General features: G+C 38.9%; 18 protein-coding genes. 2 read left to right on the top strand and 16 right to left on the bottom strand.

What is annotated here, in order from left to right; genetic code table 11:
• Positions 1–17 precede the first annotated feature (17 nt).
• Genes FLEMA_RS69975 through FLEMA_RS69965 form a run of 3 tightly spaced genes read right to left on the bottom strand, consistent with a single transcriptional unit; the run spans position 18 to position 3,012 of the window.
• Positions 18–1,475, bottom strand: coding sequence for a S41 family peptidase (locus FLEMA_RS69975; RefSeq protein ID WP_052354114.1), 1,458 nt, complete (start codon positions 1,473–1,475; stop codon positions 18–20).
• Between the two features lie 5 nt (positions 1,476–1,480).
• The gene (locus FLEMA_RS69970) at positions 1,481–2,278 is read right to left on the bottom strand and encodes an SGNH/GDSL hydrolase family protein (RefSeq protein ID WP_144080113.1); all 798 of its coding nucleotides are present in this window, start codon (positions 2,276–2,278) and stop codon (positions 1,481–1,483) included.
• A 44-nt stretch (positions 2,279–2,322) separates the two neighbouring features.
• On the bottom strand, positions 2,323–3,012 hold the full coding sequence (locus FLEMA_RS69965; RefSeq protein WP_044171948.1) for a hypothetical protein: 690 nt from the start codon (positions 3,010–3,012) through the stop codon (positions 2,323–2,325).
• Positions 3,013–3,450: 438 nt separating this feature from the next.
• Between FLEMA_RS69965 and FLEMA_RS0125270 the strand changes: the two genes are divergently transcribed.
• On the top strand, positions 3,451–4,056 hold the full coding sequence (locus tag FLEMA_RS0125270; protein ID WP_026997817.1) for an RNA polymerase sigma factor: 606 nt from the start codon (positions 3,451–3,453) through the stop codon (positions 4,054–4,056).
• On the top strand, positions 4,046–5,449 hold the full coding sequence (locus FLEMA_RS0125260; RefSeq protein ID WP_044171947.1) for a hypothetical protein: 1,404 nt from the start codon (positions 4,046–4,048) through the stop codon (positions 5,447–5,449). The genes FLEMA_RS0125270 and FLEMA_RS0125260 overlap by 11 nt, the downstream gene beginning before the upstream one ends.
• Before the next feature lie 67 nt (positions 5,450–5,516).
• Here FLEMA_RS0125260 and FLEMA_RS69960 read toward each other — a convergent pair whose 3' ends face one another.
• From FLEMA_RS69960 to FLEMA_RS69905, 13 genes are all read right to left on the bottom strand, one after another.
• A complete protein-coding gene (locus FLEMA_RS69960) occupies positions 5,517–8,288 on the bottom strand; it encodes a T9SS type A sorting domain-containing protein (protein ID WP_044171946.1) in 2,772 nt (923 codons plus the stop codon).
• A 358-nt stretch (positions 8,289–8,646) separates the two neighbouring features.
• Positions 8,647–10,401 (bottom strand): transcription termination factor Rho, encoded by a 1,755-nt coding sequence (gene rho, locus FLEMA_RS69955; protein ID WP_044171945.1) that lies wholly within the window; start codon positions 10,399–10,401, stop codon positions 8,647–8,649.
• 385 nt (positions 10,402–10,786) lie between these two features.
• Positions 10,787–11,416 carry a Crp/Fnr family transcriptional regulator gene (locus FLEMA_RS69950; RefSeq protein WP_044171944.1) on the bottom strand — a complete coding sequence of 210 codons (630 nt, stop codon included), beginning with the start codon at positions 11,414–11,416 and terminating at the stop codon, positions 10,787–10,789.
• Positions 11,417–11,526: 110 nt separating this feature from the next.
• Complete coding sequence (locus tag FLEMA_RS69945; RefSeq protein ID WP_229359450.1) at positions 11,527–12,459, bottom strand: NAD(P)/FAD-dependent oxidoreductase; 933 nt, start codon at positions 12,457–12,459, stop codon at positions 11,527–11,529.
• 47 nt (positions 12,460–12,506) lie between these two features.
• On the bottom strand, positions 12,507–12,731 hold the full coding sequence (locus FLEMA_RS77230) for a lycopene cyclase family protein (protein ID WP_229359448.1): 225 nt from the start codon (positions 12,729–12,731) through the stop codon (positions 12,507–12,509).
• 113 nt (positions 12,732–12,844) lie between these two features.
• Complete coding sequence (locus tag FLEMA_RS69940; RefSeq protein ID WP_044171943.1) at positions 12,845–13,342, bottom strand: DUF6691 family protein; 498 nt, start codon at positions 13,340–13,342, stop codon at positions 12,845–12,847.
• Positions 13,343–13,358: 16 nt separating this feature from the next.
• Positions 13,359–13,931, bottom strand: coding sequence for a YeeE/YedE family protein (locus FLEMA_RS69935; RefSeq protein WP_044171942.1), 573 nt, complete (start codon positions 13,929–13,931; stop codon positions 13,359–13,361).
• Positions 13,932–14,631: 700 nt separating this feature from the next.
• Positions 14,632–16,044, bottom strand: coding sequence for an MBL fold metallo-hydrolase (locus FLEMA_RS69930; RefSeq protein ID WP_044171941.1), 1,413 nt, complete (start codon positions 16,042–16,044; stop codon positions 14,632–14,634).
• Positions 16,045–16,244: 200 nt separating this feature from the next.
• Positions 16,245–16,571 (bottom strand): rhodanese-like domain-containing protein, encoded by a 327-nt coding sequence (locus FLEMA_RS69925; protein WP_044171940.1) that lies wholly within the window; start codon positions 16,569–16,571, stop codon positions 16,245–16,247.
• 208 nt (positions 16,572–16,779) lie between these two features.
• A complete protein-coding gene (gene cydB, locus FLEMA_RS69920; RefSeq protein ID WP_044171939.1) occupies positions 16,780–17,814 on the bottom strand; it encodes a cytochrome d ubiquinol oxidase subunit II in 1,035 nt (344 codons plus the stop codon).
• Complete coding sequence (locus FLEMA_RS69915; protein WP_044174778.1) at positions 17,814–19,190, bottom strand: cytochrome ubiquinol oxidase subunit I; 1,377 nt, start codon at positions 19,188–19,190, stop codon at positions 17,814–17,816. Before FLEMA_RS69915 ends, cydB begins: the two co-directional genes overlap by 1 nt.
• 210 nt (positions 19,191–19,400) lie before the next feature.
• Positions 19,401–21,743, bottom strand: a complete 2,343-nt coding sequence (locus tag FLEMA_RS69910; protein ID WP_044171938.1) for a M1 family metallopeptidase — start codon at positions 21,741–21,743, stop codon at positions 19,401–19,403.
• A gap of 131 nt (positions 21,744–21,874) precedes the next feature.
• The gene (locus FLEMA_RS69905; RefSeq protein ID WP_044171937.1) at positions 21,875–23,035 is read right to left on the bottom strand and encodes an acyltransferase family protein; all 1,161 of its coding nucleotides are present in this window, start codon (positions 23,033–23,035) and stop codon (positions 21,875–21,877) included.
• Positions 23,036–23,105 lie beyond the last annotated feature (70 nt).

Genomic DNA, 23,105 nt, shown 5'->3' with positions numbered 1-23,105 from the left:
TGGTAAGTGCCTTGTTTTTAAGGACTTATTTTCAGGTATTGTTTCTGAATCATCCGTTTTTCGTTATTGATTGGATTATCAGATAAGTGCTCATGATTGGGCAAGCTGATGGCTTTGGTAGCAGCTACCCTTGCACCAGTGCCACTTGCCAAAGGAACACCCATGATTTCTAAGGCTTTTCTAAACAGCGGTTCGGTATCGTCGCCAAATGGACTAAAAGGAATCAAATTATCATCTACTTGGTAAGTTGGCGAAATACCATTGACATTGCCATAGCTCGATTCGCCGTTGACATTGGTTGTAATACCCAACATCACATACAGGCCCCATTTCCAGCGGTTTTGGTCGTCGCTAATTAGTGTACCAAAAAGGTTTTTGCCATAAGTATGGTCGCCAATAGTAATTACGTCCATGTAGGGGCGTAAGCCATTAATCACTAGCTCGCTCGACGAAGCCGTGCCTGTAGAGGTTAGTACAAATACCCGACTGAGGTTGTTGCCAATATTGTTAGGTTCAGTACTAAAGTAGTTGTTGAAAATATTAGCTCCGTATTGTTGTTTGAAATAGGCTTGGTATTTGCTATTGTATTGGTCTTTGAAGAAGATTTTATTGGACGTAAGGTCTTTGACAACCAACGATGCCAAAGTAGTAGCACTACTGATGTACCCCCCTGGATTAAACCGCAAATCCAGTACTAGTTCGTTGACTCCTGCTGCTTTGAAGTCTCCAAAAATCTTTCTGAGTTGGTTATCGTACTTTAGGGTATCGCCTTGGTCTAGGCCTGGTACAAACTGAGTATATAGCAAATACCCAATCGTTTTGTTGGCCGACGATTTTTGAATAATACTCGAAAACCCAACAGGATTTTCGGTTACTTCGGCCTTGGCTACAGCAAGGGTTTTGGTATCGGCTACGATGCTATTATTTGATATTTTACCTAGGGTAAAAGTAACATTATCGTTGTTCATCAAGGTAGAAAAATTAGAACTAGTAATATTTTGCCCATTGATTTTTAGGATAATGTCACCTCTTTGAAGCCCAACATTGGCTGCAGGGCTTTGGGGTACTACATAACTCAAGAACAAACCAATATTGGTATTCGTGTTGTCGGTATAGCCAAGCAAATAGCGTATACCAAAGATTTTAGATACACCATTAAATTCTTTTTCAAGAGCATCAATATCGTCGGTAATAAGCGAAAAACGGTCGGTGGTTTCTCTTTGATAAATCAATTTTTCAAAGAAATCTTCTGTTTTTGCCTGAGTATCTAAAGTGGCAAGCGTAGGCATTTGGTCGTACCAAAAGTAGGCATCCTCCATAGTATCATACACCCATTTATTGATTTCGGCGGTGTTGTCTGTTGTAACGGGTGTTACCGTAGTGTCCTCTTTCTTAGAGCAATAAGAGAAGAAAAATAGGATACCCAGAAGTCCTATCCGAATAAGCGATTTTATATTTTGATTCTGCTTGACCATAATAATTAATTAGAACATAAATGAAAATAAAATTGATGCTTTCGTACCTCGTGACGGTAAAACCTTAGCAACTGACTAGCCAATACACGATGCCCTAGTGCATTAAGATGGTTTCCATCCGACAAAAAGAAATAAGGGTGTTTTTCAATAAAATCTATAGACTGTAGCCATTTGAATTGTTGTTTTGTACATTCATCCTCAAAAATCTTACGTCCTTCTTGTCGCATATAGTTATTGCAAGGGTTGAGGCTTGGCATCGGCGAAATCAAAATAGTTTGTTCTTTTACTGGAGTAAGAAGCGACAAAATAATTTTGTGGTATCGCTGATAGTAGGCCAAACGCCCGAGTTTACCGATTTTATGAATACTTTTCAAACATTTCAATTTGAGGCTTGTCAAACAATATTCCCATATATTGGCTTCGTCGATATACTCTGTTGCCTCGTCGTATAGTTCTTTGAGTAGCTGGGTATTTGAGGGTGCTACAGGATCATGATTTGTGTCGGCCCTATAGCTATTTTTGAAATAAATATCTTGGGTATTCACTAGGTCTATGATAGAATCTTCAGCCATTAACTCCTCATGGCCTATCTGCATAAGTACTAGGTCATATTTCGAGATTTTGTTACCAATACTCATTAGCAGTTCAACGGTTTTTTCCATTGAAAAATGCACATAGCTGTCTATTTGTATAGGTTCATTTTCTAGTATTTTCATGCTTTCTGAGAATACTTCGACAAACCCTTGTGAATTTTGGATGCCGTACCCGAAGACATGGCATCCGCCAATAACTAAGATTCTCATGTGAAAAATATAGCTTTATAGAAATGAACTATTTTTACTATACGTTAATCTTTTTTCTTTCTGATAGAGTAATCGAATAGGCCTAATTTTAGCCCGACATTGAACGACACTCCACTAAGCTGGCTGCTCGACAAATCTGTACTGCTGTTGTGTCGCTCGTGGGTGATATTGGCAAAACGATAACTTGCTCCTACAAATATTTTGGCATATCTAAATAAATTACCTTCGATATTCACACCAGGTTGTACTACAAAATAATTTGAGCCATCGAATCGATTGCGGCCGTTGTCATACCCGCCTCTTCTGGGGCCACCGCCATATCGGTTAGTAGAATCGTTGTTGGCCATACCCACACCAATCAATATTGGTACACTTATATGAAATCGTTTGTTGGGGTTAAAGGTATATTCTACCCTCACACCACCATAGCGTGTATCAATATCGTTACTCTTATGGCGATTACGAAGACTTGTATAACCACTAACCCCAATGCCCAATCGCTGATTTAATAGTAGCATTACCGCCCCCCCTGTCAAAGGTGAAAATTTTCCTCCTAAAGAACTCACCTGTGTTTCGGGGGCTATGTATAATCCTAGTTGGGTAATTCTTTGAGCTCCTATTCCTTTAAAGATATATTCTGTTTTACTAGAATCTTTTTTTACCTGTTGTGCAACTGTTATCTGACTTACTAATAACAAGAGAACTAAACATACATTTCTGTTGATTATTTTCATATTTTGTTTTGTTTAAAATGGTTCTATTAATGGTTAAGTAAACAAGCTTTCTACAAACCGTTCATTGCTGATGATTATTGAGCGAAAAAGCTCCTTATTCATCTATTGTTTTGCTTGCTGTTGTTTTTCTCAACAACCCTTTTCGCTGTTTTAATAGTATGACACAGGGTGTTACAGGAACGTTGCCTAAAAAATATTTTTTTTATTAGGCAACGTTTTGTTTTTTCTACAAGTCATCATAAATAGAACGTATAGATTGAGTAAAGGCCAGGAGCAAATGAAAAGCGTTATAACTAATCATTAAACACTCATTGGCAAATTGTCTCAATGCTGAGTATATATGATTATTTAAGGGGTAGAGGGTCTTGAAAATCAGTACATTACTTCTGAATTTGATGAAGAATTTCTAATTTTAGCTTTATAAAACTTTTTAAGCCGTTGTTTTTCAAAAAAAAACATACTGAATTTGACAAAGACAATCTCGAAAGTGTCTTACAGGCATGTCGTGAGCAACATCCAGAAGCTCAGAAAGTGCTATTTAAGATGTACTTTAGTTATGCTAAAAATATTTGCCAGAGGTATGCCGCCAACCAAGAAGATGCCGAAGAGATTCTGAACGATGGATTTATGAAGGTATTCCAGAACATACATCGTTACGAAAATATACAATCCTTTAAGGCTTGGTTTCGTACTATCTTGGTGAATACTAGTATCAATTACTATCATAAGCGAGAAAAAAACTTATATAGCCTAGAGGTGGAGCATGTAAGTATGCCTGTTTATGATGAAAATGTAATTGATAAAATGGCAGCCGAAGATATTTTGGCCTTGGTACAAAAACTTCCAACATCTTACCGAACGGTATTTATGATGCACGTTGTGGATGGATATAACCACCGAGAAATTGCCGAAATGTTAGGTATCAACGAAGGGACATCTCGTTCTAATTTTATGAAAGCTCGTTTAAAGCTTCAAGAAATGATAAAGACATATTACCCGCATTTATTCGCGGTCAGTTTAACCAACAAACTTTATGAAAACTGATCAATTCGATGATGCAATCAAGAAAAAACTTGAGGGCATCCAGCCCACTTTTCAAGAGGAAGATTGGGAAAAATTTAATGCTTTTGCCAATGCTCATAAAGTTCCTTACTGGAAAATTATAGTGAGCAAACAAGTGATGTATTCGGCCGCAGCTATTACTATCGTAGGTTTACTATTTGTCACCTTAACCCAATACTATGCAAAAAAAGATTTACAGCAAGAAGTAATCACTTTGACCCAACAACGAGATAGCTTGATGCTCAATAAAGAGCAACTTGCTGCTCGGTTGGATAGCCAAAAACAATCTATTGCTCAATTGTATCAGCAGCTAGATAATAAAAAGCTAATTGATGTTGATAAAAAACAGGGATTAGACAGTCGTCAAGATGGGTTAGTAGGAGCTTTGCCAGGTCGAGATATTGCCGTAAGACCCAACCTGAAAGCTTCTGTAGATAACGAAAACGTAGATTTTGCAACAGGTAATTGGGGTGTTGCCAAAAATACAAAAAGACAAGCTCATACAGCATTTGCAAATGTTGGAAAAAAAGAGACTGGTTCTCGTAGGGCTAATAGAAATAGAGGTATGGCTGATGCAAATAATGGTGGAGGTACTGGTATAAACCAAGAGCTATATGCTATGTCTCAGTCAAATAGTGGAAATAGTGCTGCTCCGATAATTTGGAGACACTTGAAAGCTCATGGTTGGGTGATAGACTCTACTCAGATTGCGTCGTCGGGTATTACCAAAACGGATTTCTCGTACTATGAACCTCAAGATTCGACTGAGAAAAAAATGCGTTTTTCATTGGCCGATGCCTATTTGAGGGTAGGTGCAACAGGTATGTTGGCTCCTCAGCAGCTAGGAGGAGGTATTCAGGCCGAGCTGTTTTTGGACAAACGACTTAGTATTAGTGCTGGTTTGCAATACGTAAATGTAGGTAACGAGAAATATAATACTGACGAGCATTTCAAAATGCGTAATGATTTTGACTTCCGTGTTCGGTTTGCACCAAAAGTACCGTTTGGTGCTCCTATCAAAAACATTGAAGAGCAACGTACTTTGTGGCAAGTGCCAATACGTATTAGTTACTACTTACCATTACCAAGTGAATTTTATGTTTTAGGGAAAATAGGAACAGACTTAGACATTGCAGGAACAAAGAAAGTATGCTTTGATTTCAAAGATAAAAATGTTTATCAAACGGTGGATAACGTTTCTTCAAAACTCGATACCAAATTGTTTAATAATTATATGATTTCGGTGGGTGTCGAGAAACGTTTTAACCACTTTGCAGTTCAAGTTGCACCAACCTATTCGTTTCAACAAACAAGAGTGGATTATAGAAAAGAATATGGATTGGGAGGCGAACTCAAACTTAACTACACATTTTAGTAATCATTTTGAATTTTAGATAGAGGATAAAGCCTGTCGCCCTAGAGGTAACAGGCTTTTTTGTTGTTTATAGTATTATTAATCTTTTGGTAAATTGTCCTTTTGCGGTTGAAATCTTGACAAAATATGGGCCTTTCTGTAAGCCTTTCAACGAAATTTCTAGGGTATAGGTATCGTTGAATTTGGCTTGATAAACATTCTCGCCTGAGGTATTGTAAATACTTAACGAACCCGTAAGTCGCTGAACAAACTTGATACTGAGCCAGTCGGTAGTAGGGTTTGGAGCAAGCGTAATAGGCTCGCTGATAAGCTCTTCTGTTCCCAAAATAGTGGTAGTACGTACCTCTTTGGTGCTTGTTGGCGAATCGGATAATGTAGCAAGTGCTTTGATTCGATACGTATAACTGGTATTGTCTTTTACAAGGCTATCTTTATAAGCGGTTGATTTTAAGGTGTCTATTAGTGTAAAGTTGTCATTGTCTTTTCTTCTTTCTAGCAAATACGATGTTGCTCCGGTAACACTTGTCCACGATAACAGAACCGACTTATAAGTTACTTCGTCGATATTTAAAACAGGAGCAACAAGGTCGGCAGGAGTACTCAACGTTATGATTGTCCATGCTGAAATGCGGTTCTGTGCCGTAGCCATGATGCGTACCGAGTAGCTAGTATTGCTTTTCAAATCATTTAAAACAATTGTTCCTGCAAGGTTTCTGCGTTTTGATAACAGAGTATAATCGTTGAGATTACTACTTTCTTTATATTCAATTATTAAGCTATCGGCCTGAGGTACGTTTTGAAACGAAAACTCTAATTTGTTTTTGAACAAAGCCTTCAAACTTGCCGTAGGGCTAGCCAAGAGGGGTAAAGTACTTACTTTGGTATATGACGAAAAATCAGACTGGCCAATATCTGCTAATGCTTTGATTCGGTACGAATAAGTTACATTGGCCACTAGGCCAGTATCTACCAATGACAATTGGTTGGTTTGATATGTTTTGATACTATTGTTGGTTGTTCTTTCTATCAGATACGTTTTTGCTTGCTGAACACGATTCCATTGTAATACAATACTATTATGGCTTCGCAGTTGAGCAGTGATTGTTGGGTGACTAATAATAGGAATAACAACATTTTGCATCGAGAAGTTATTGGCTGTGTCCTTACTATAAGCCGTTAATACATAGCGAAATAAAGTGTCATCGGCTGCCAGAGTGTCGATATAAGCACTTAGGTTTTTATCAATTTTGATACTATGAGTAACTGTCGAGTTAGCTGATTTACGGTCTAGTATATAATAGTCGGCTGAGCTAAGTTTATTCCATGAAAGCGCTACTTGATTACCGTTTGAGATTTGTGTTTTAAGAGCCAAATTGTCGGTAATAGTACCAACTGGTACTTCATGGAAAGAAAAAGCCCTTAATCCTCGTTTATTTTTGATAAAAGGCCCACCAAACTGCACGGTTTGTTCGGAGGTATGAAAGGCAGGAAGATAATTCAATACCGAATAAGAAAACTGGTCTTTGGCCAGATCAAGAATTACTTTATTACCTACAGCATATCCCGAAAGTACCCACATTCTGTTGTTGTTTTTAGTAAAAAACATATTGTGTAGGTACTGTTTGATAGGCTGATTATATTTATTGATAAGGGTTGTATCATTTTGCCAAACAATTTCTTGTCCTTTATCAAATTCCAAAATAATATTATCCTTGTTGTTGCGATACACCTTTTGAATATTAGGACAGGTAATATTGTCGGTATCGGTCGAGCCATAAAAATCACGGCTAATTTGTAAGAAAAGCTCTTCAGCACTTTTGATATGCCCCTGTAAGCCATAGTGAATACCGTCGTAGTCGGGTAGGCCAATAGCGGTGATGTTTTCTACTCGGTCATAGATATATTTGGTACGTCGCTGATAGTCTCGCAACTGACCTGCCGCATATAGTGGGAAGTCGAGAAGACTAACTTGATACACGTAATATTTCTGAATATTAGGGTAATCTTGTCGCCAGTATTTGTATAAAATATCAAAATTTTCGCCCCAAAGCGATGCCGCACCCGACGATTCGTTTTCACCTTGTCGCCAGATATACCCTTTTACATCGTTCAAAACGCCCGCTTTTAATAGTCGATAGTACAAAACGCCGTAGGTATTACCAAAATTGGCTACGGGGTTAGTCCTGATAGCATTAAATGTAACTGTCGAGCCTCCATTGGCCTGATTCAGAATAGCTACAGGAATTTTATGCTTTTCGATTATCAATTTTTGAAGGGCATTGCCGAGCTTGCCAGGTGCTTGAGTATTCCAAAGAGTATCGGCAGGGTTATAGGCTGGAAGGTAGGTAAAGTCCAGTAGTTTGCCAAAATTACGGGCATATTCGCTGGTAAAATAAACGGGGTCATCGCCAAAATTTGCTCCTGCATTTGACTGCCCATTAATAACAAATATATCGCCAGCAACAATATTGACACGTTCTACAATAAGCGAGGAGTCGGTTTTACTGAAAGTATAAAGCTTGACATCATATTCGGCTAATTCGGCTTTGATGGCCAAGTCTTTGAATGAAAACGAGCTATTTAATGCTAACGAAGTTATTTTTTGGTAACCAATTAGTTGTTTATTTCTGTATAAAAGTAACGAGATAGCATCGATATTAGAGGCTGTAACAGTACCTTTTATTGTTATAATACCTTGGTTATTGGTTTTTCTAGGGTAAAGTTGCCAGTCTTGAGGGAGTTGGCTAAAGGTAACTTTGTCGAAGACTTGCCCGTAACTATTTGTTGAAAGTGAGCCATAGATGATACAGAAAAACAAAAAAAATAAACGTTTTCTCATGGTGTTTTAAAAAATTGTGAAAAAATAGTAGAGCCCTCGTGTGGATGAAGGTAGAAATCAAGTATTTTATATCAGTAAAACAAAGATAACTTGCAGATGGTTATAAATAAGAATTTGTGATTAGTGGAATTGTGAATTGTGAAAGCGGTAGTTAGGATATAGTAGCCTTGGTGTTGTTTTTTGAATTGAATAATAGTTTGATAATTAGTTGTTTATGGTTGTGTGATGCTATTTTTTATATTATTGTAAAATACCAGATAGTAAAATCCGAAATATACAAATTCAATATATCAACTTTTATACACATTGAATTCTCAAATAAAAAAAGAGCAGATAAAATACCTGCTCTTTTTTTTAGTTATCGATTCATAGATGCTAAAAACTCATCATTGTTTCGACTATGTTTCATTTGTTGCAACAAGAAATCCATAGCTTCTACAGAATTCATGTCGCTCATGTGTTTGCGAAGAATCCAGACACGTTGTAGCGTTTCTTTATCCATCAACAAGTCTTCACGACGAGTACCCGAAGCAGGAACGTCGATAGCAGGGAACATACGACGGTTAGATAGCTTACGGTCGAGTTGTAATTCCATATTACCAGTACCTTTAAATTCTTCAAAGATAACTTCGTCCATTTTAGAACCAGTATCGATAAGGGCTGTTGCAATAATGGTTAAAGAACCACCATTTTCTACGTTACGAGCAGCCCCAAAGAAACGTTTTGGTTTGTGCAAAGCATTGGCATCGACCCCACCCGAAAGAATTTTTCCTGAAGATGGAACGACCGTATTATACGCACGAGCCAAGCGAGTGATTGAATCTAACAAAATCACAACATCATGACCACACTCTACCATACGTTTAGCTTTTTCTAGCACAATACTTGCTACTTTAACATGGCGTTCGGCTTGTTCGTCGAAGGTAGATGATATTACTTCGGCACGTACGCTACGTTGCATATCGGTAACCTCTTCTGGGCGTTCGTCGATAAGTAAAATCAACAAATATACCTCTGGGTGATTTTTAGAAATAGCATTTGCAATTTCTTTCAACAACACCGTTTTACCTGTTTTGGGCTGGGCCACAATCATACCACGCTGACCTTTACCGATAGGGGCAAATAAATCTAAAATACGGGTTGAATATTGGTCAGGACGAGAAGAAAGGTTTAATTTTTCATCAGGGAAGAGCGGAGTAAGGTATTCAAAAGGAATACGGTCACGGATTTCTTCGGTGGTTTTTCCATTGACAGATTCTACCCTAAGCAAAGCAAAGTATTTTTCACCTTCTTTAGGAGGTCTGATAGCTCCACGTACAGTATCACCTGTTTTTAGGCCAAATAACTTGATTTGCGAAGGCGATACATAAATATCATCGGGCGAAGCCAAGTAATTGTAGTCGGCCGAACGTAAGAAACCATAGCCGCCATCTTGCATAATTTCGAGTACACCTTCGTTCTCGATAATACCGTCAAACTCTCGAATTGCTTGATTATATATTGGTTTGCGGATATTTCCGCCAGTATTTGGAGTATTTTGTGCAGGACGATTATTCTCTTGACGATTGTTTTCGACGGTTGGTTCTGGTCGAAAATTGTTTGTACTTACATTTACGCCTAATTCTTCTGGCGATGTTGTAATAAACGAGGTGTCTATTGAGGCAAATTCGTCTTCTACATCTTCTGGAAGGTCTATTACGATAGGTTCTTCATCGAAGTCAAATACGATATCTTCTACTGCTGCTTTTTTTGGTTTTACCTCACGAGCAGGTTTTGTTTTGACAGGCTCAGGCTTGAATATTGGCTCTGGAATAGCCGCAACGGGCGTTTCGGCCTCAGAGTCACCTTTCTGAATGCGTTGTCTTTTTGGGCGTGGGCTGTCTGATGCTGAAGCACTCTCTTTCCTCACTTTTCTCTCTGGTTTTTGTTCATTTTCCATAGCATCGCTAGAAGCAGGTTTTAGTGTTTGGGTGTTACTTTTTTCCTGCTGTTCAAGTATTTTATAGATGAGTTCTTTTTTTGGTAGGTCAATCGTATTCTGGATATTTAGCCCTTTGGCAAGCTCACGAAGCTCTGAAATAAGCTTTATTTCTAATTCTTCAATATTATACATACGGGTAAATTATAAGGCTTGTTGCGTTGCAGAGCCTCAAAAGATATTGGTGGTTAAGTTTATTACAATTGTATAAAAGATGATAAACGTTACAATCAAAATTCGGAAATTTGGTACGAGGTGGAAGATGATTGTTAAGCAATTATTAGTAAGGAGCTTAACTGGAGAATATCACTGAACAGTTATTCGTAGTGCAATGATAATACCAATCTTTTAATTTGTCAAGGAGTTTGATTTTTTTTTTATCAATACTGCGACTATTAAGAGATTTATAGAGGTGAAAATAGAAAAAGGATAGTTTTTGTGCTAAACTATGCCTTTTTTTCCAATACAAAATCCTGAGAAAGAGTAATAATGTTATTATAGCTTTGCTTGTGCTTGAGGGTTACATAAGTTCAATTTTGTTGCGAGATAATTTCACTTTACCTAGTTTTTCCAATTGTTTGAGTAGCCTCGATACTACTTCTCTGGAGGTTGCTAGTTCGCCAGCTAATACTTCGTGTGTTATAACAATAGTTTTATTTTTGGTTTGCTTGCTTTTCCTTTGTAAAAGGCTCAATAGCCGCTCGTCGAGTTTATGAAAGGCTATTTCGTCAACGGCATTAAGCAAATCTTCAAAACGCCTTTGATAGGTTAAAAACACAAATTGTCGCCAAGTAGAATATTTGCACATCCATTCTTCAATTTTTTCTACAGGTATAGTAATCAAAGTGGTTTTTTCTTCTGTAATGGCCAATATTTCACTCTTTTTGCGGTCGAGACAACACGTTAGCGACATGGCACAGGAATCCATGCCACCGAGGTAATATAATAGGGCTTCTCGGCCTTCGTCGTCGGGCCTGAGGATTTTGATAGAACCTGTCAATACAATCGGTACGGTACGAATATAGCCTCCTGGTCGCATAATTACGTGTCCTTCGTCTAGTTCCATATAGTTACCAATCTGCGATAATTCTTCTAAAAGAGCTTTTTCAAAAAGTCCCGTAAAGTTTTTTTCTACAAATGTCAGATTCATGATAGTCGTGTTATTTGTGAAGCATGCTGACGGATATGTCCTAAAACTTATCCGTCGGCTAGTTTGTAGGACAAGTTACGCCAAAAAACTACAATAATATAGTTGATGGATTAGGCTTTTCCTTTCAGAATTTTATGCCAGTATAACCACGGTAATATATATTTTTTGAGTATCCACATACTCCACCTCGGAACAGCCTGATTAAAGGGGAATGTCATAGTTGGGGTATTGGTATAATCAAACTCGGCCAGCATTAGTTTGCCGTATTGGGTTGGTATGGGGCAGGCACTATAACCTGTATAACTGGCCGAGGGTGCTTGCTGGTTCAATACGTCAAGAATATTTTGGACTACCACTGGTGCTTGTTTAGGAATGGCTGCTCCTGTTTTGCTACAAGGGGCATTGGTACAGTCGCCTAGGGCAAAAATATTGGGAAAACGGCTATGCTGCATTGTGTTTTTATTAACCTCAGCATAACCTAATGGGTTTTGGGTGTCGGACAAAGGGCTTTTTTTAATAAAATCAGGAGCACTTTGTGGAGGTACGATATGACAAAAGTCAAAGTGCATAGTTTTTTGGATAGATACTCCATTGGTATCTTTTTGTTCAAATCGTACAAACTTGCTTTCCCCTTCGATAGCAAAAGTATTTGCTCCAAAATGAGTATGAATATTGTTTTGAGCTACAACGCCTTCAAGGGTTTGGGCGTATTCTTTTACCCCAAAAATAACGCTTGCTCCCGAAATATAATGGACTTCGCAAAGGTCTAATATTCCTTTTTTACGCCAATAATCACAAGCTAGATACATGATTTTGTGAGGAGCTCCGCCACATTTGATAGGGGTGGAGGGATTGGTAAATACAGCTACGCCTCCATTAAAGTTTTGGATAAGCTCCCATGTGTATGGAGCAATCTGGAATGAATAGTTGCTGGTTACACCGTTTTTACCAAGGGTATTTTCGAGCCCTTCGATTTGTTGCCAGTTGATCTGAATACCAGGGGCTACCACCAAAGCATCATACCGAAGTACTTGGCCACTCACACAAGTTACTTGGTTATCTTTGGGCTGAAAGGTATCAGCAGCGTCTTTTAGCCATACACAACGGTCGGGAATAAAGTCTTTTTCGTTTTTTCTGTATCACGAATATCAAATTCGCCAGCACCTACCAAAGTCCAAGCTGGTTGATAATAGTGCTTTTCTGATGGCTCAACAATGCCAATCGAAAGAGAACTATTTTTGAGTAACAATTGAGAGGCTACCGATAAGCCAGCATTGCCACCCCCAATAATAAGTATGTTGAAATGATGAGTCATGACACAGAATGATTATGTTTTTTCTGCAAATTGTCTTAAAAAACACAATCATTCTGTGATAAATGTTACATAACCCAACAAACCGTCTAAAGCCAAGTAGGCAAGATCGTAGTTTAATTAGGAAGTTTGTCTCTGAAATAACCATACGTCCAAGTACCAGCAATGGCACTTAGTAAAGTCACAATCACAACGGTGAACCCACTGCCGATTTGGGCAAATAAAGGCCCAGGGCAAGCTCCTGTAATAGCCCAACCCAAGCCAAATAGTAAACCACCATAGATTTGTCCTTTCTGAAATTTTTTCGGATGAAACTCAACCTTTTCTCCTGAAAGGGTTTTTATATTGAACTTTTTGATAAGAAAAATCGACAACATCCCCACCATTACGGCACTGCCAATTACGCCATACATGTGAAAACTTTGTAAACGAAACATTTCTTGAATACGAAACCACGAGATAATTTCGGCTTTGACAAACACAATCCCAAACAGAATACCTACAATAAGGTATTTGAGATTGGCAAGTCCATTTTCGGGCTTCTTCATATCGTTGGGTGCTTCGCACACAAATTCTTCGACCTGATTGAGAGGGTTTTCTGCTATATTTTTCATAATACTGAAAGTACTTTTAGAATAGTTTGAAAATAAATGGCAAAATCAAATGAGTCATGGCAAAGCCGCCTATCATAAAGCAACAGGTAGCAACAACCGAAGGTAATTGTAAATTAGAAATACCCATGATGGCATGACCCGATGTACAACCACCTGCCCAACGAGTGCCAAATCCTACCATAAAACCTCCTACAACAAAGAAAATAAAGCCTTTTAAGCTAAGTAAACTTTCCAGAGAAAATAAATCGGAGGGCATCAATCCCGAAAAATCTTTGATACCTAAAGCCTTGAGGTCGGCTATAGTTTCGGGGGCAATGACAAAGGTATCGGGGTTTTTGAGAAAATTAGTGGCGATAAATCCACCTAAAAATATACCGAATACAAAAAATAAATTCCAAACCTCTTTTTTCCAATCGTATTTAAAAAACGAAATGTCGGCAGGAATACAAGCGGCACATATATGCCTCAACGACGAAGAAATACCAAAGGATTTGTTACCAATAAGTAATAACGTTGGCACGGTAAGTCCAATTAGCGGGCCTGCCACATACCAAGGCCAAGGTTTTTTGATTAATTCAAGTAGCTCCATTTATATTATGTTTAATTTGTCGTGCTATTCTATAGAGTTTGTTGGATAAATTTACTGACATTTATTCAATAAAATAAGTAAATGTTTAAAATACTAAGTTTCCATATTAAGTAATCAACTGAATAGATAAATTGTATTTTAATGGTTTGATAAACAGATAAATGCAATAATGAATGAGTGTTTTTTTGATGATGGAACAATGGCAAAAAAAGAACGTAAAGTTACACGTATGTATATACGACATTTTATAAAGTAAATAACGCTAAGCGATAAAGCTAGTGTAACATGATATTACAGAGTATTCACGAAGCGGGCATTTTTCTATTTTGTACACTTATTAAATATAAATTAATAGATAAAAAGTTCATTATTGTAGAGAACCCTTCGCTACTAAAAGCATACAAAAGTACATATTACTAATGGGGCATAATGTAACTTTTATCACACAAGCGTATTTTTGAGAAGAAAAGTTGATAAGAGCAACTCGTTGGGGTATCAGCGTAGCATATCCGAATGGCTGTCAACTCAATAGACAGTAGCGTAACTTTCAATACAACAAAGCGTTACACGAAGTTTGCCAAGTATTCACAGCCAATCATAAAAAGGCTTTTGTGAAGCTATTGAAGAAACATCCTGCAACGCTGTATGACAACATACGCTACCAATAAATAAGCGAACTAAATAAAAGTGTATTGAATATTTATAGCAAAGTAGAAGGACAAACGTAGTCGGTAAGTGCCAATTGTCCTGTTTGTTTAATGGCAGCAAAGCCGCCAGTAATATCAATCAGGTTGTTGAATCCACGAGCTTTTAAGATTGAAATGGCCAACATCGAACGGTAACCGCCTGCACAGTGTATATAGGTAGTAATGTTGCGATTGATAGCCGATAAGTGATTATTAAGAAAATCAAGGGGCAGATTTTCGATACCAATTACGTGTTCAGAATCGTATTCACTTTTTCGACGGACATCAAAGGCCATAATATGGACTTGGCTTTTGAAACGTTTGGCAAACTCTTCGGCACTGATAGACTCGATAGTGTCTATTGCTCGGCCTTCGTTTTTCCATGCCTCAAAACCTCCTTCCAAATAACCAATGCAATTATCGTAACCGACCCTTGAAAGGCGTAATACCGCTTCTTGTTCTTTGCCCTCGTCGGTTATTAGTACAATAGCCTGTTGTAAGTCTGGAATCAAAGTACCTACCCAAGAAGCAAACTGGCCTTCTAAGCCTATATTAATAGCATTGGGAATAAACCCTTGTGCAAATGTTTGTGCTTGACGAACATCCAAAATAAGGGCATTTTCTTCATTGCTGGCTGCTTCAAATGCTGCTGGACTAAGGGCTCTTGTTCCTTTTTGGAGTACTTCGTCTACGTTGGCATACCCCATTTTATTCATAACTGCATTTTTGGGGAAATACTGGGGTGGCGTTACTAGTCCTGTAAGTACATCGTTGATAAATGCTTCCTTGGTTTTGGCTTGCAAAGCATAGTTGAATCGCCTTTGGTTGCCTAGTGTATCGGTTGTTTCTTTGCTCATGTTTTTGCCACAAGCTGAGCCAGCACCGTGGCCAGGATACACAATAACATTATCGGACAAAGGCATGATTTTGTTATGTAAACTTTCGTATAACAAACCTGCCAAATCTTCTTGGCTCAAGTCTGATTTTACGGCTAAATCTGGACGACCGACATCCCCAATAAATAGGGTATCGCCCGAAAAAATAGCGTAATCTTGCCCTTTTTCATCAATCAACAGAAACGTTGACGATTCCATGGTATGGCCTGGCGTATGGAGTACCTTGATTTTTACTTTTCCTAATACAAATTCTTCATTATCCTTGGCAATATAGGCAGGGTAAGCAGGTTGTGCTGTGGGGCCAAATACAATAGTTGCTCCAGTTTTGTTAGAGAGGTCGATATGCCCCGATACAAAATCGGCATGAAAGTGTGTTTCAAAGACATACTTAATAGTAGCATGGTCTTTTTGGGCACGCTCTATATAAGGTTTTGATTCACGCAATGGGTCAATAATAGCAACCTCGCCAGCTGACTCAATATAATAAGCCGCTTCGGCCAAACATCCTGTATAAATTTGTTCTACTTTCATGATGATGAGTTATTTAATATGCTTGAAATTGATAGAACAAAGTTATTGCTATGACAGGTGGGCTTCTGTAACTTTCCTCACAAAAGGTATGTGATAAATATCAGTTTTGGGAGGGCCAAATAGTTTTTTGTACTAAACACAAAAATCCTGTAGAAATGCAAAAAACACTTCTACAGGATTGAGTGATAAGATTGGGTATGCTAAAAGCTCCAGCTCATAATACCCCCCGACAGATTGTACACTTGCTCAAAGCCATTATTGCCAAGATGTTTACAAGCCGAGCCGCTGCGATTGCCACTTCTACAATATACAAAATAGGCTTTGTCTTTAGGTAGTTTTGCTATTTTTTGACTAAAGTCGTTGCTCATAAGGTCGATATTAATGGCATTCTCTATGGCACCTTGTCTAAATTCTTGGGGCGTTCTTACATCTATCAATACTGCATTTGGCATTTCGTTCAAAAGTTGGTTGAAAGCGGTTGCCGACAGGTTCTCGTAGTTTTTCTTGGGTTTAAAAAAATCGAACATAGCTATAGTTGTTTTCTAAATGATTATAGCCCAAAATTCGCTGAATACCAAGTGCCTTTCCGTGATAAAAGTTACATAACAGTCCAAATCAAAGATTTATTCTTGAAAGAAGGGGTTATCACCGCAGTTCTAAAATATATCAAGTATTACAACTAGGAAATTTAGAGTATTGGATATTTAAGAACCTTTAAGTCCAATCTTTTTAGGCTTAATAACTGGTTTCGTCCAGTTTTACTTTTCCCCTAAAAGTCCAAAAAACAAATCCTGTATAAGTAGCTACCAGAGGTACACCAATGGCCGCAAAAGTAAGCATAATTTTAAGGGATTTGTTGGTGGATGCTCCATTATGTACAGTAATATGAAACGCAGGGTCGAGGGTAGATAATACAATGTTGGGGAAAAGCCCAACGGCTACCAGCCCCATGAGCATGGCTGTTACAAAAGCCGATGATAAAAAGGCGAATCTGTATTTTCGTTTGGTGATTTGTCGAGTAATATTGGCAACGCCCAAAATGGTTAATACAGGAAAGGCAAACATCAATGGAACTTCTTTGAACCGCTCGACCATGTGAGGCAAATACAGCAAAGTATATACCGTGCTTAGGGCAAACATTAGTACAAAGAAAATCGTGGTGTTTTTTACCAAAATGGTTAATTTGGCATACAACCTATTTTCGGTTTTCATGACTAAATATATCGCTCCGTGCATCATAAACAACGATAGCGTAGTGATAGCCATGAGTATAGAAAAGGAATTGAAAAAGAAAGATAAATCGCCTTGGAAAATATAGTTTTGGTCGATAGGTAAGCCTTGAATAATATTGCCTAATACCAAACCCAGAGCCAAAGCCAACAAAATACTCGAAATACTATAACTAATATCCCAAAGTTTTCGCCACCAAATCATAGGTTCTTTCGACCGAAACTCAATAGAAATCGCCCTTAAAATAAGCATTACCAAGAATATCATAAACAATTCGTAAAATGCCGAAAAAACGGTTGCATATACCACCGGAAAACCTGCAAATAAGGCCCCACCGCCAATGACTAGCCAAACCTCGTTGCCGTCCCAAACGGGGCCAATAGCGTTGAGGGCAATACGGCGGCTTTCTTCTTTCTTGAAAAACAAATGCAATGCACCTGCTCCTAAATCAAAGCCATCTAAAATAGCATATCCACTAAATACGCCACCTACCACCAGAAACCACCAAGTGGGTAAGTCGATACCGAATATTGTTTCCATTATTGAAAGATAGGGTTATCACGTTTAGAGTAATCTGGGATGTCGTCAGAACGATGGTCGTCGGTGGGGCCATGTTTGATTTTTTTGTTGAGCAAATACAAAAACAAACCTAATAGCAACATATATACCAGAGTAAATAGAATCAAAGAAAAAAGCACTTGCGAGGCTTTTAGCGATTGCGAAAGGGCATTGGATGTACGCAATAGGCCATATACCACCCAAGGCTGCCGACCCACTTCGGCCGAGTACCAGCCCAGCTGATTAGCTAACTGAGGTAGAAATACCGACCAAGCAAAGATGTGTAAAAGCCAGCGTTGTTGAAAAAGTGTGCCTTTCCACCAAAGAAACGAAGCCAATAAAGTAAGTCCAATCAAAAGCATTCCAATAGCTACCATAAGGTGATAGGTTTGGAAAACGAAATTTACAGCGTGGGGTTGGTCTTCTTTTTTGAAGGCATTCAGGCCTGTTACGGGGGTAGTGGTATCTTGGTGCAATAGGAAGGTTAATCCTTTCGGGATTTTCAGCCCTATTACTTCCTGTTTTTGAGTGTCGACCCAGCCCAATAGGTACATATCTGCTACTTGCGAAGCAGGATAATGGCCTTCAAAAGCAGCTAATTTGGCAGGTTGATTATGAGCCACGCCATCGGCCGATTTATGGCCAGAAACTAATTGGAGCAAGGATGCAACAGTAGCTACCACCAATGCAATTTTAAAACCCTTTCGGGCTATTTCGACATGCCTGTTGCGAAGTAAATAATAGGCATTCACGCTTAAAACAAGAAAGGAACCTGCCAAAAACGACCCAATCAATACGTGCGAAAGCCTTTCGCTACTTGAAGGGTTAAATACCATTGCCCAAAAGTCGGTAATAACGGCACGAGCGTGTAAGCCTTCGCCTTCAATCTTGAACCCTGCGGGTGTTTGTTGCCACGAGTTAGCTACGACAATCCAAATTGCCGAGAACATCGAGCCTGTAGCCACCATAATAGTAGAAAAGAAGTGAACTTTGGGGCTTACTCGATTCCAACCGAACAATAATATACCTAAAAAACCCGATTCTAAGGCAAATGCAAAGATGCCTTCTGCAGCTAATGCACTACCAAAAATATCACCAACATACCGAGAATAAACCGCCCAGTTGGTGCCAAATTCAAATTCCATGACAATACCCGTGGCTACTCCAATGCCAAATATTAAGGCAAAGATTTTAATCCAGAAGCGTGTCATTTGCTCGTAGGCTTTGAGGCCCGTGCGAAGGTACTGGGCTTCCATAATAACCATAACTATACCTAATCCAATACTTAGCGGAGGATAGATATAATGAAAAGCTACTGTGAAAGCAAATTGAATGCGAGAGAGGATTTCAGTATTCATAACTTGTAGCGAGATGTTTCGGGGTTGAAGTTCAGGGTGAAATGAATACGAACCAAGTAAAAAATGGGATATTTTTCTCATAGAAAACAAGAACTATCTCTTTTTATATTTTACCCCCAAATGATACTAAAAGCTAATCAATAATAGAACAAAAAAAGCCCCACAAACCGAGGGCTTGTGAGGCTTTTAGGGTAGGCTCAGTTATAGGGATTAGTTTTTAGCACCTTGTACTGCTGCACCTGCTTGCTTTTGTTGTTGCATTGGGTTGGGCTGTGAGCGTTGTTGCTGTTTGAATACCTGAAAGCGTGTAGGTTGCTCTGGTTCACGAGGGAAGAAGTTACTTTTGGTATCAATATCGGCAATTTCATAGAATGGATCAAGAATCCATTTGGCTACTTTTTTGTCGGTAGGAATTACTTTTTTCACTTCTTTGTCGTTCAAACGCCAGATTTCTGCTGGAATTCTTACTACTTCGTTTGTTCCGTCTTCAAACACCATTTTGATAATTACAGGCATTGGCAATCCTCCTACATTTTTCAAATTTACTACATAGAAGTTTTTATTGCTTTGTACCAAGTTTTTCTCTTCGTCCGAAAGCCCTGCGGTAGCTTGTTCAAAACGCTTTTTATCAGCTTCTGAAGTAGTATAACGGTCATAACTGTTATAGAAATCACGCATATCGGGGTTAGCTTCTACGACAGTTTGAGGAATATCTTTTTTGTTGCGGATATTGCTCATGGTTTGGCGTTTTGCTTCGGCATCTGCTTTTGCTTTTTCGTTTTTCTTTTCTGGAGAAAGGTTATCGATGCCAAACCATTCTACATTTTCGATCGATTGGTCAACAGGCTCGACACCATAAAACCAACCACGCCAGAACCAGTCCAAATCTACGCCAGAGGCATCTTCCATAGTACGGAAGAAATCTTGAGGTGTTGGATGTTTAAATGCCCAACGGCGAGCATATTCTTTGAAAGCAGCATCAAATAATTCACGACCCATTACCGTTTCACGCAAGATATTCAAGGCTGTAGCAGGCTTGGCATAAGCGTTTGCCCCAAAAGCCATGATATTGTCGGAGCTAGCCATAATAGGTACTTGTTGCGACTTGTCGGTACGCATATAAGTTACAATATCTTGAGGTTCGCCATACGACGTTTCAAAGTTTCTATCCCATTCTTTCTCGGCCAACTGCTCGCAGAAAGAATTGATACCCTCGTCCATCCAAGACCATTGACGTTCGTCAGAGTTGACAATCATTGGGAAGAAATTATGACCCACCTCATGAATAACCACTTCAATCAAGAAGTTTTTAGTGCCTTCCGAATACGTCCCATCAGCTTCTGGACGAGCCCCATTAAAGCAAATCATAGGGTATTCCATACCACCCACAGGGCCATGAATCGACTGGGCTACAGGATATGGATAAGGAATAGTTCTTTTTGAATATGATACCAATGTATGTGCAACCAACATCGTCGAGTACTGTCCCCAAAGTGGATTAGCTTCTTTGGGATATGCCGACATAGCCCATACTTTTTTGCCTTCAACTTCAACTTGCATAGCATCCCAAATAAATTTGCGAGAACCAGCAAAGGCGAAGTCACGCACGTTGTCGGCTTTGAAGATCCATGTTTTTTTACCTGTAGGTTTTCCTTTTTCGGCTTGTTCGGCCTCTGCTTGTGAAACAATAAGTACAGGGCGTTTTGCTCCTTTGGCTTGCTCCAGACGTTTGATTTGAGTAGCCGAAAGCACCTGTGCTGGATTTTGTAATTCGCCAGTACCTAATACCACAAAGTCGTTTGGCATGGTTAAGGCCACTTTATAGTCACCAAAAGGAACCGTAAATTCACCCTGCCCTAAAAATTGCTTGTGTTGCCAACCATTTACATCGTCATAGACACACATGCGAGGAAACCACTGTGCAATTTCATAAACATAATTACCATCTTTTGGAAACAACTCGTAGCCACTTCTAGCACGAGTAGCCACGGCATCGGTAATATTGAAGCTCCAGTCTACCTGAAAGCTTATGCTTTGTCCTGGTTTCAAAGCAATAGGCAAGTCAACACGCATCATCGTTTCGTTGATAGTGTACTGAAGCGGAGCCCCTTTTACGTCTTTTACGGCTGCAATATTATAACCGTATTCTTTGTTGTTCAAAACACCAGCAGCAGCATTAAGGCGACCAAAACTGGTGGCTTTATCAGTCAACGACGACGTTTGGGTAGTTTGGGCAATTCCTCCTTTTTTAAAGTTATTTTGGTCTAGTTGCAACCAAAGATAACGCAATTCATCGGGCGAAAAGTTTTTGTAAGTAATCACTTCTGTACCTGATATACGCTGTTTTTGGTCGTCTAATTCAGCTTTAATATCATAGTCGGCACGGTTTTGCCAGTAGTCTTTGCCCGGAGCACCCGAAGCAGCACGGTATGTATTGGGTGTTGGCAATAATGTTCCCATTTGTTCAAAGCGGTCGTTTCCATTATAGGGGTTTTGGGCAAACAGTATTGAACATTGCCCAACCAGAAACGCAAAAAAGCTAAGTTTCTTCATAGTGAATTTGTTGGTGAAAAAGATGTTTTCACGAAAATACAGAATTTTTGTGAAAACTGATTCTGAGCCTTTTTGTGCTTAGGTAAGATACTGTACTTACTGGATAAACGGTACTATAGCCAGATGAGTGGTTATTGCTTTTTTACGCCAAACAAAAAGCGAAACAAACCTATAGGACGAATCAAAAAATGGTAGATGCCCCATGTTATAAAAAATGTACCAAATGCTATAATCACAAACTTGAACCAGAGGTTTAGGGCTAAGTTGGCCATGTAATATCCCAGTGCTACAGTGATGGTTTGATGCAAAATATAAAAAGGGTATACCGCTTGGTTGCCATAAGCCACAAACTGGTTATTAAAGTTTAGATAGTGTTTGGCAAAACCTCCGATAGCCAAAATAGTAGCCCATAAATCGACCATAGTAAGAACGCCATTCATACCCAAAACGGCTATGGTGGTTTCGGGAATACCCCCATAGATAGTATCGTAAGAAAATCTAAAAACAGTAATAAACAGACCAATAAAGGCATACTGGACTCGGTATTTTTCCATCAGATTCCAACTTTGGGGGCTTTTGCCAATGAGATAGCCCAACAAAAATAGCGTAATTGAAAGGGTGAAATTATACCAGTCGGCAATGAGGTTGTTGGTTACTCTCCAGTGTTGGTGTAATGTCCAATAAGATAGCATTGGGAAAAAGCTTAGAGAAAGCAGACCAATAGGCGTATTTATCCATCCATGAAGTGCCGTAATAAAGCGATGCCCATGATTTTTAACCCAAGAAAAAAAGGGCGTACATATTACCGAAAAGACCCATAAATACACCACAAACCAAAGGTGATGCCACGAGAAATTACCTTCGGGATAAGGTACAAACTCGAATACTTTTGGGTAAAATTGCCAGTAAGAACCCTCAAACTGATGTCTTTGTAAGCGTTCAAAATAAATTTGAGGAGGTACTATTACAAAAATACCGAATATCAAAGGGATAAATAGTCGTTGGGTACGCTCGCCAATAAACTGAAACCCCGACCGCGATTTCATAGCAAAACTTACCCCAACGCCTGAAATAAAGAATAACAGAGGTAGTCGCCATTGGTGTAGCCATTCCATAGGTATTTCGATAGCCGAACTAATTTCGTTGTTTTTAACGTGCCATCCCCATTTTACAAAGAACATGCCTGTATGGAAAAAAATAAGGATACAAAAAGCCAATACCCGAATCCAGTCGATATAATATTGGCGAGTTGGTAGGGGGTCTTTACTGGAGGTTGTCTGAGTTGTTGTCATAGTAATAGGAAATAATGATTAATAGCCCAAAACTAAAACAGCCATAGCCCATAACACAACTCTGCCGATA

Source organism: Flectobacillus major DSM 103, assembly GCF_000427405.1.
Taxonomy (GTDB): Bacteria; Bacteroidota; Bacteroidia; order Cytophagales; family Spirosomataceae; genus Flectobacillus; species Flectobacillus major.
The sequence above is the reverse complement of the archived record's forward strand: the minus strand, read 5'-3'. Positions and strand labels throughout refer to the sequence as shown.

Bases quoted from the DNA above. Each gene is read 5' to 3' on its own strand.
- FLEMA_RS69940 (WP_044171943.1), bottom strand. From the start codon at position 13,342: ATGAAAAATATAGCAGAAAACCCTCTCAATCAGGTCGAAGAATTTGTG.
- FLEMA_RS69935 (WP_044171942.1), bottom strand. From the start codon at position 13,931: ATGGAGCTACTTGAATTAATCAAAAAACCTTGGCCTTGGTATGTGGCA.
- FLEMA_RS69970 (WP_144080113.1), bottom strand. From the start codon at position 2,278: ATGAGAATCTTAGTTATTGGCGGATGCCATGTCTTCGGGTACGGCATC.
- FLEMA_RS0125260 (WP_044171947.1), top strand. From the start codon at position 4,046: ATGAAAACTGATCAATTCGATGATGCAATCAAGAAAAAACTTGAGGGC.
- cydB (WP_044171939.1), bottom strand. From the start codon at position 17,814: ATGGAAACAATATTCGGTATCGACTTACCCACTTGGTGGTTTCTGGTG.
- FLEMA_RS69905 (WP_044171937.1), bottom strand. From the start codon at position 23,035: ATGACAACAACTCAGACAACCTCCAGTAAAGACCCCCTACCAACTCGC.
- FLEMA_RS69975 (WP_052354114.1), bottom strand. From the start codon at position 1,475: ATGGTCAAGCAGAATCAAAATATAAAATCGCTTATTCGGATAGGACTT.
- FLEMA_RS69950 (WP_044171944.1), bottom strand. From the start codon at position 11,416: ATGAATCTGACATTTGTAGAAAAAAACTTTACGGGACTTTTTGAAAAA.
- FLEMA_RS69930 (WP_044171941.1), bottom strand. From the start codon at position 16,044: ATGAAAGTAGAACAAATTTATACAGGATGTTTGGCCGAAGCGGCTTAT.
- FLEMA_RS69925 (WP_044171940.1), bottom strand. From the start codon at position 16,571: ATGTTCGATTTTTTTAAACCCAAGAAAAACTACGAGAACCTGTCGGCA.
- rho (WP_044171945.1), bottom strand. From the start codon at position 10,401: ATGTATAATATTGAAGAATTAGAAATAAAGCTTATTTCAGAGCTTCGT.
- FLEMA_RS69910 (WP_044171938.1), bottom strand. From the start codon at position 21,743: ATGAAGAAACTTAGCTTTTTTGCGTTTCTGGTTGGGCAATGTTCAATA.
- FLEMA_RS69960 (WP_044171946.1), bottom strand. From the start codon at position 8,288: ATGAGAAAACGTTTATTTTTTTTGTTTTTCTGTATCATCTATGGCTCA.
- FLEMA_RS69915 (WP_044174778.1), bottom strand. From the start codon at position 19,190: ATGAATACTGAAATCCTCTCTCGCATTCAATTTGCTTTCACAGTAGCT.
- FLEMA_RS69965 (WP_044171948.1), bottom strand. From the start codon at position 3,012: ATGAAAATAATCAACAGAAATGTATGTTTAGTTCTCTTGTTATTAGTA.
- FLEMA_RS77230 (WP_229359448.1), bottom strand. From the start codon at position 12,731: ATGACTCATCATTTCAACATACTTATTATTGGGGGTGGCAATGCTGGC.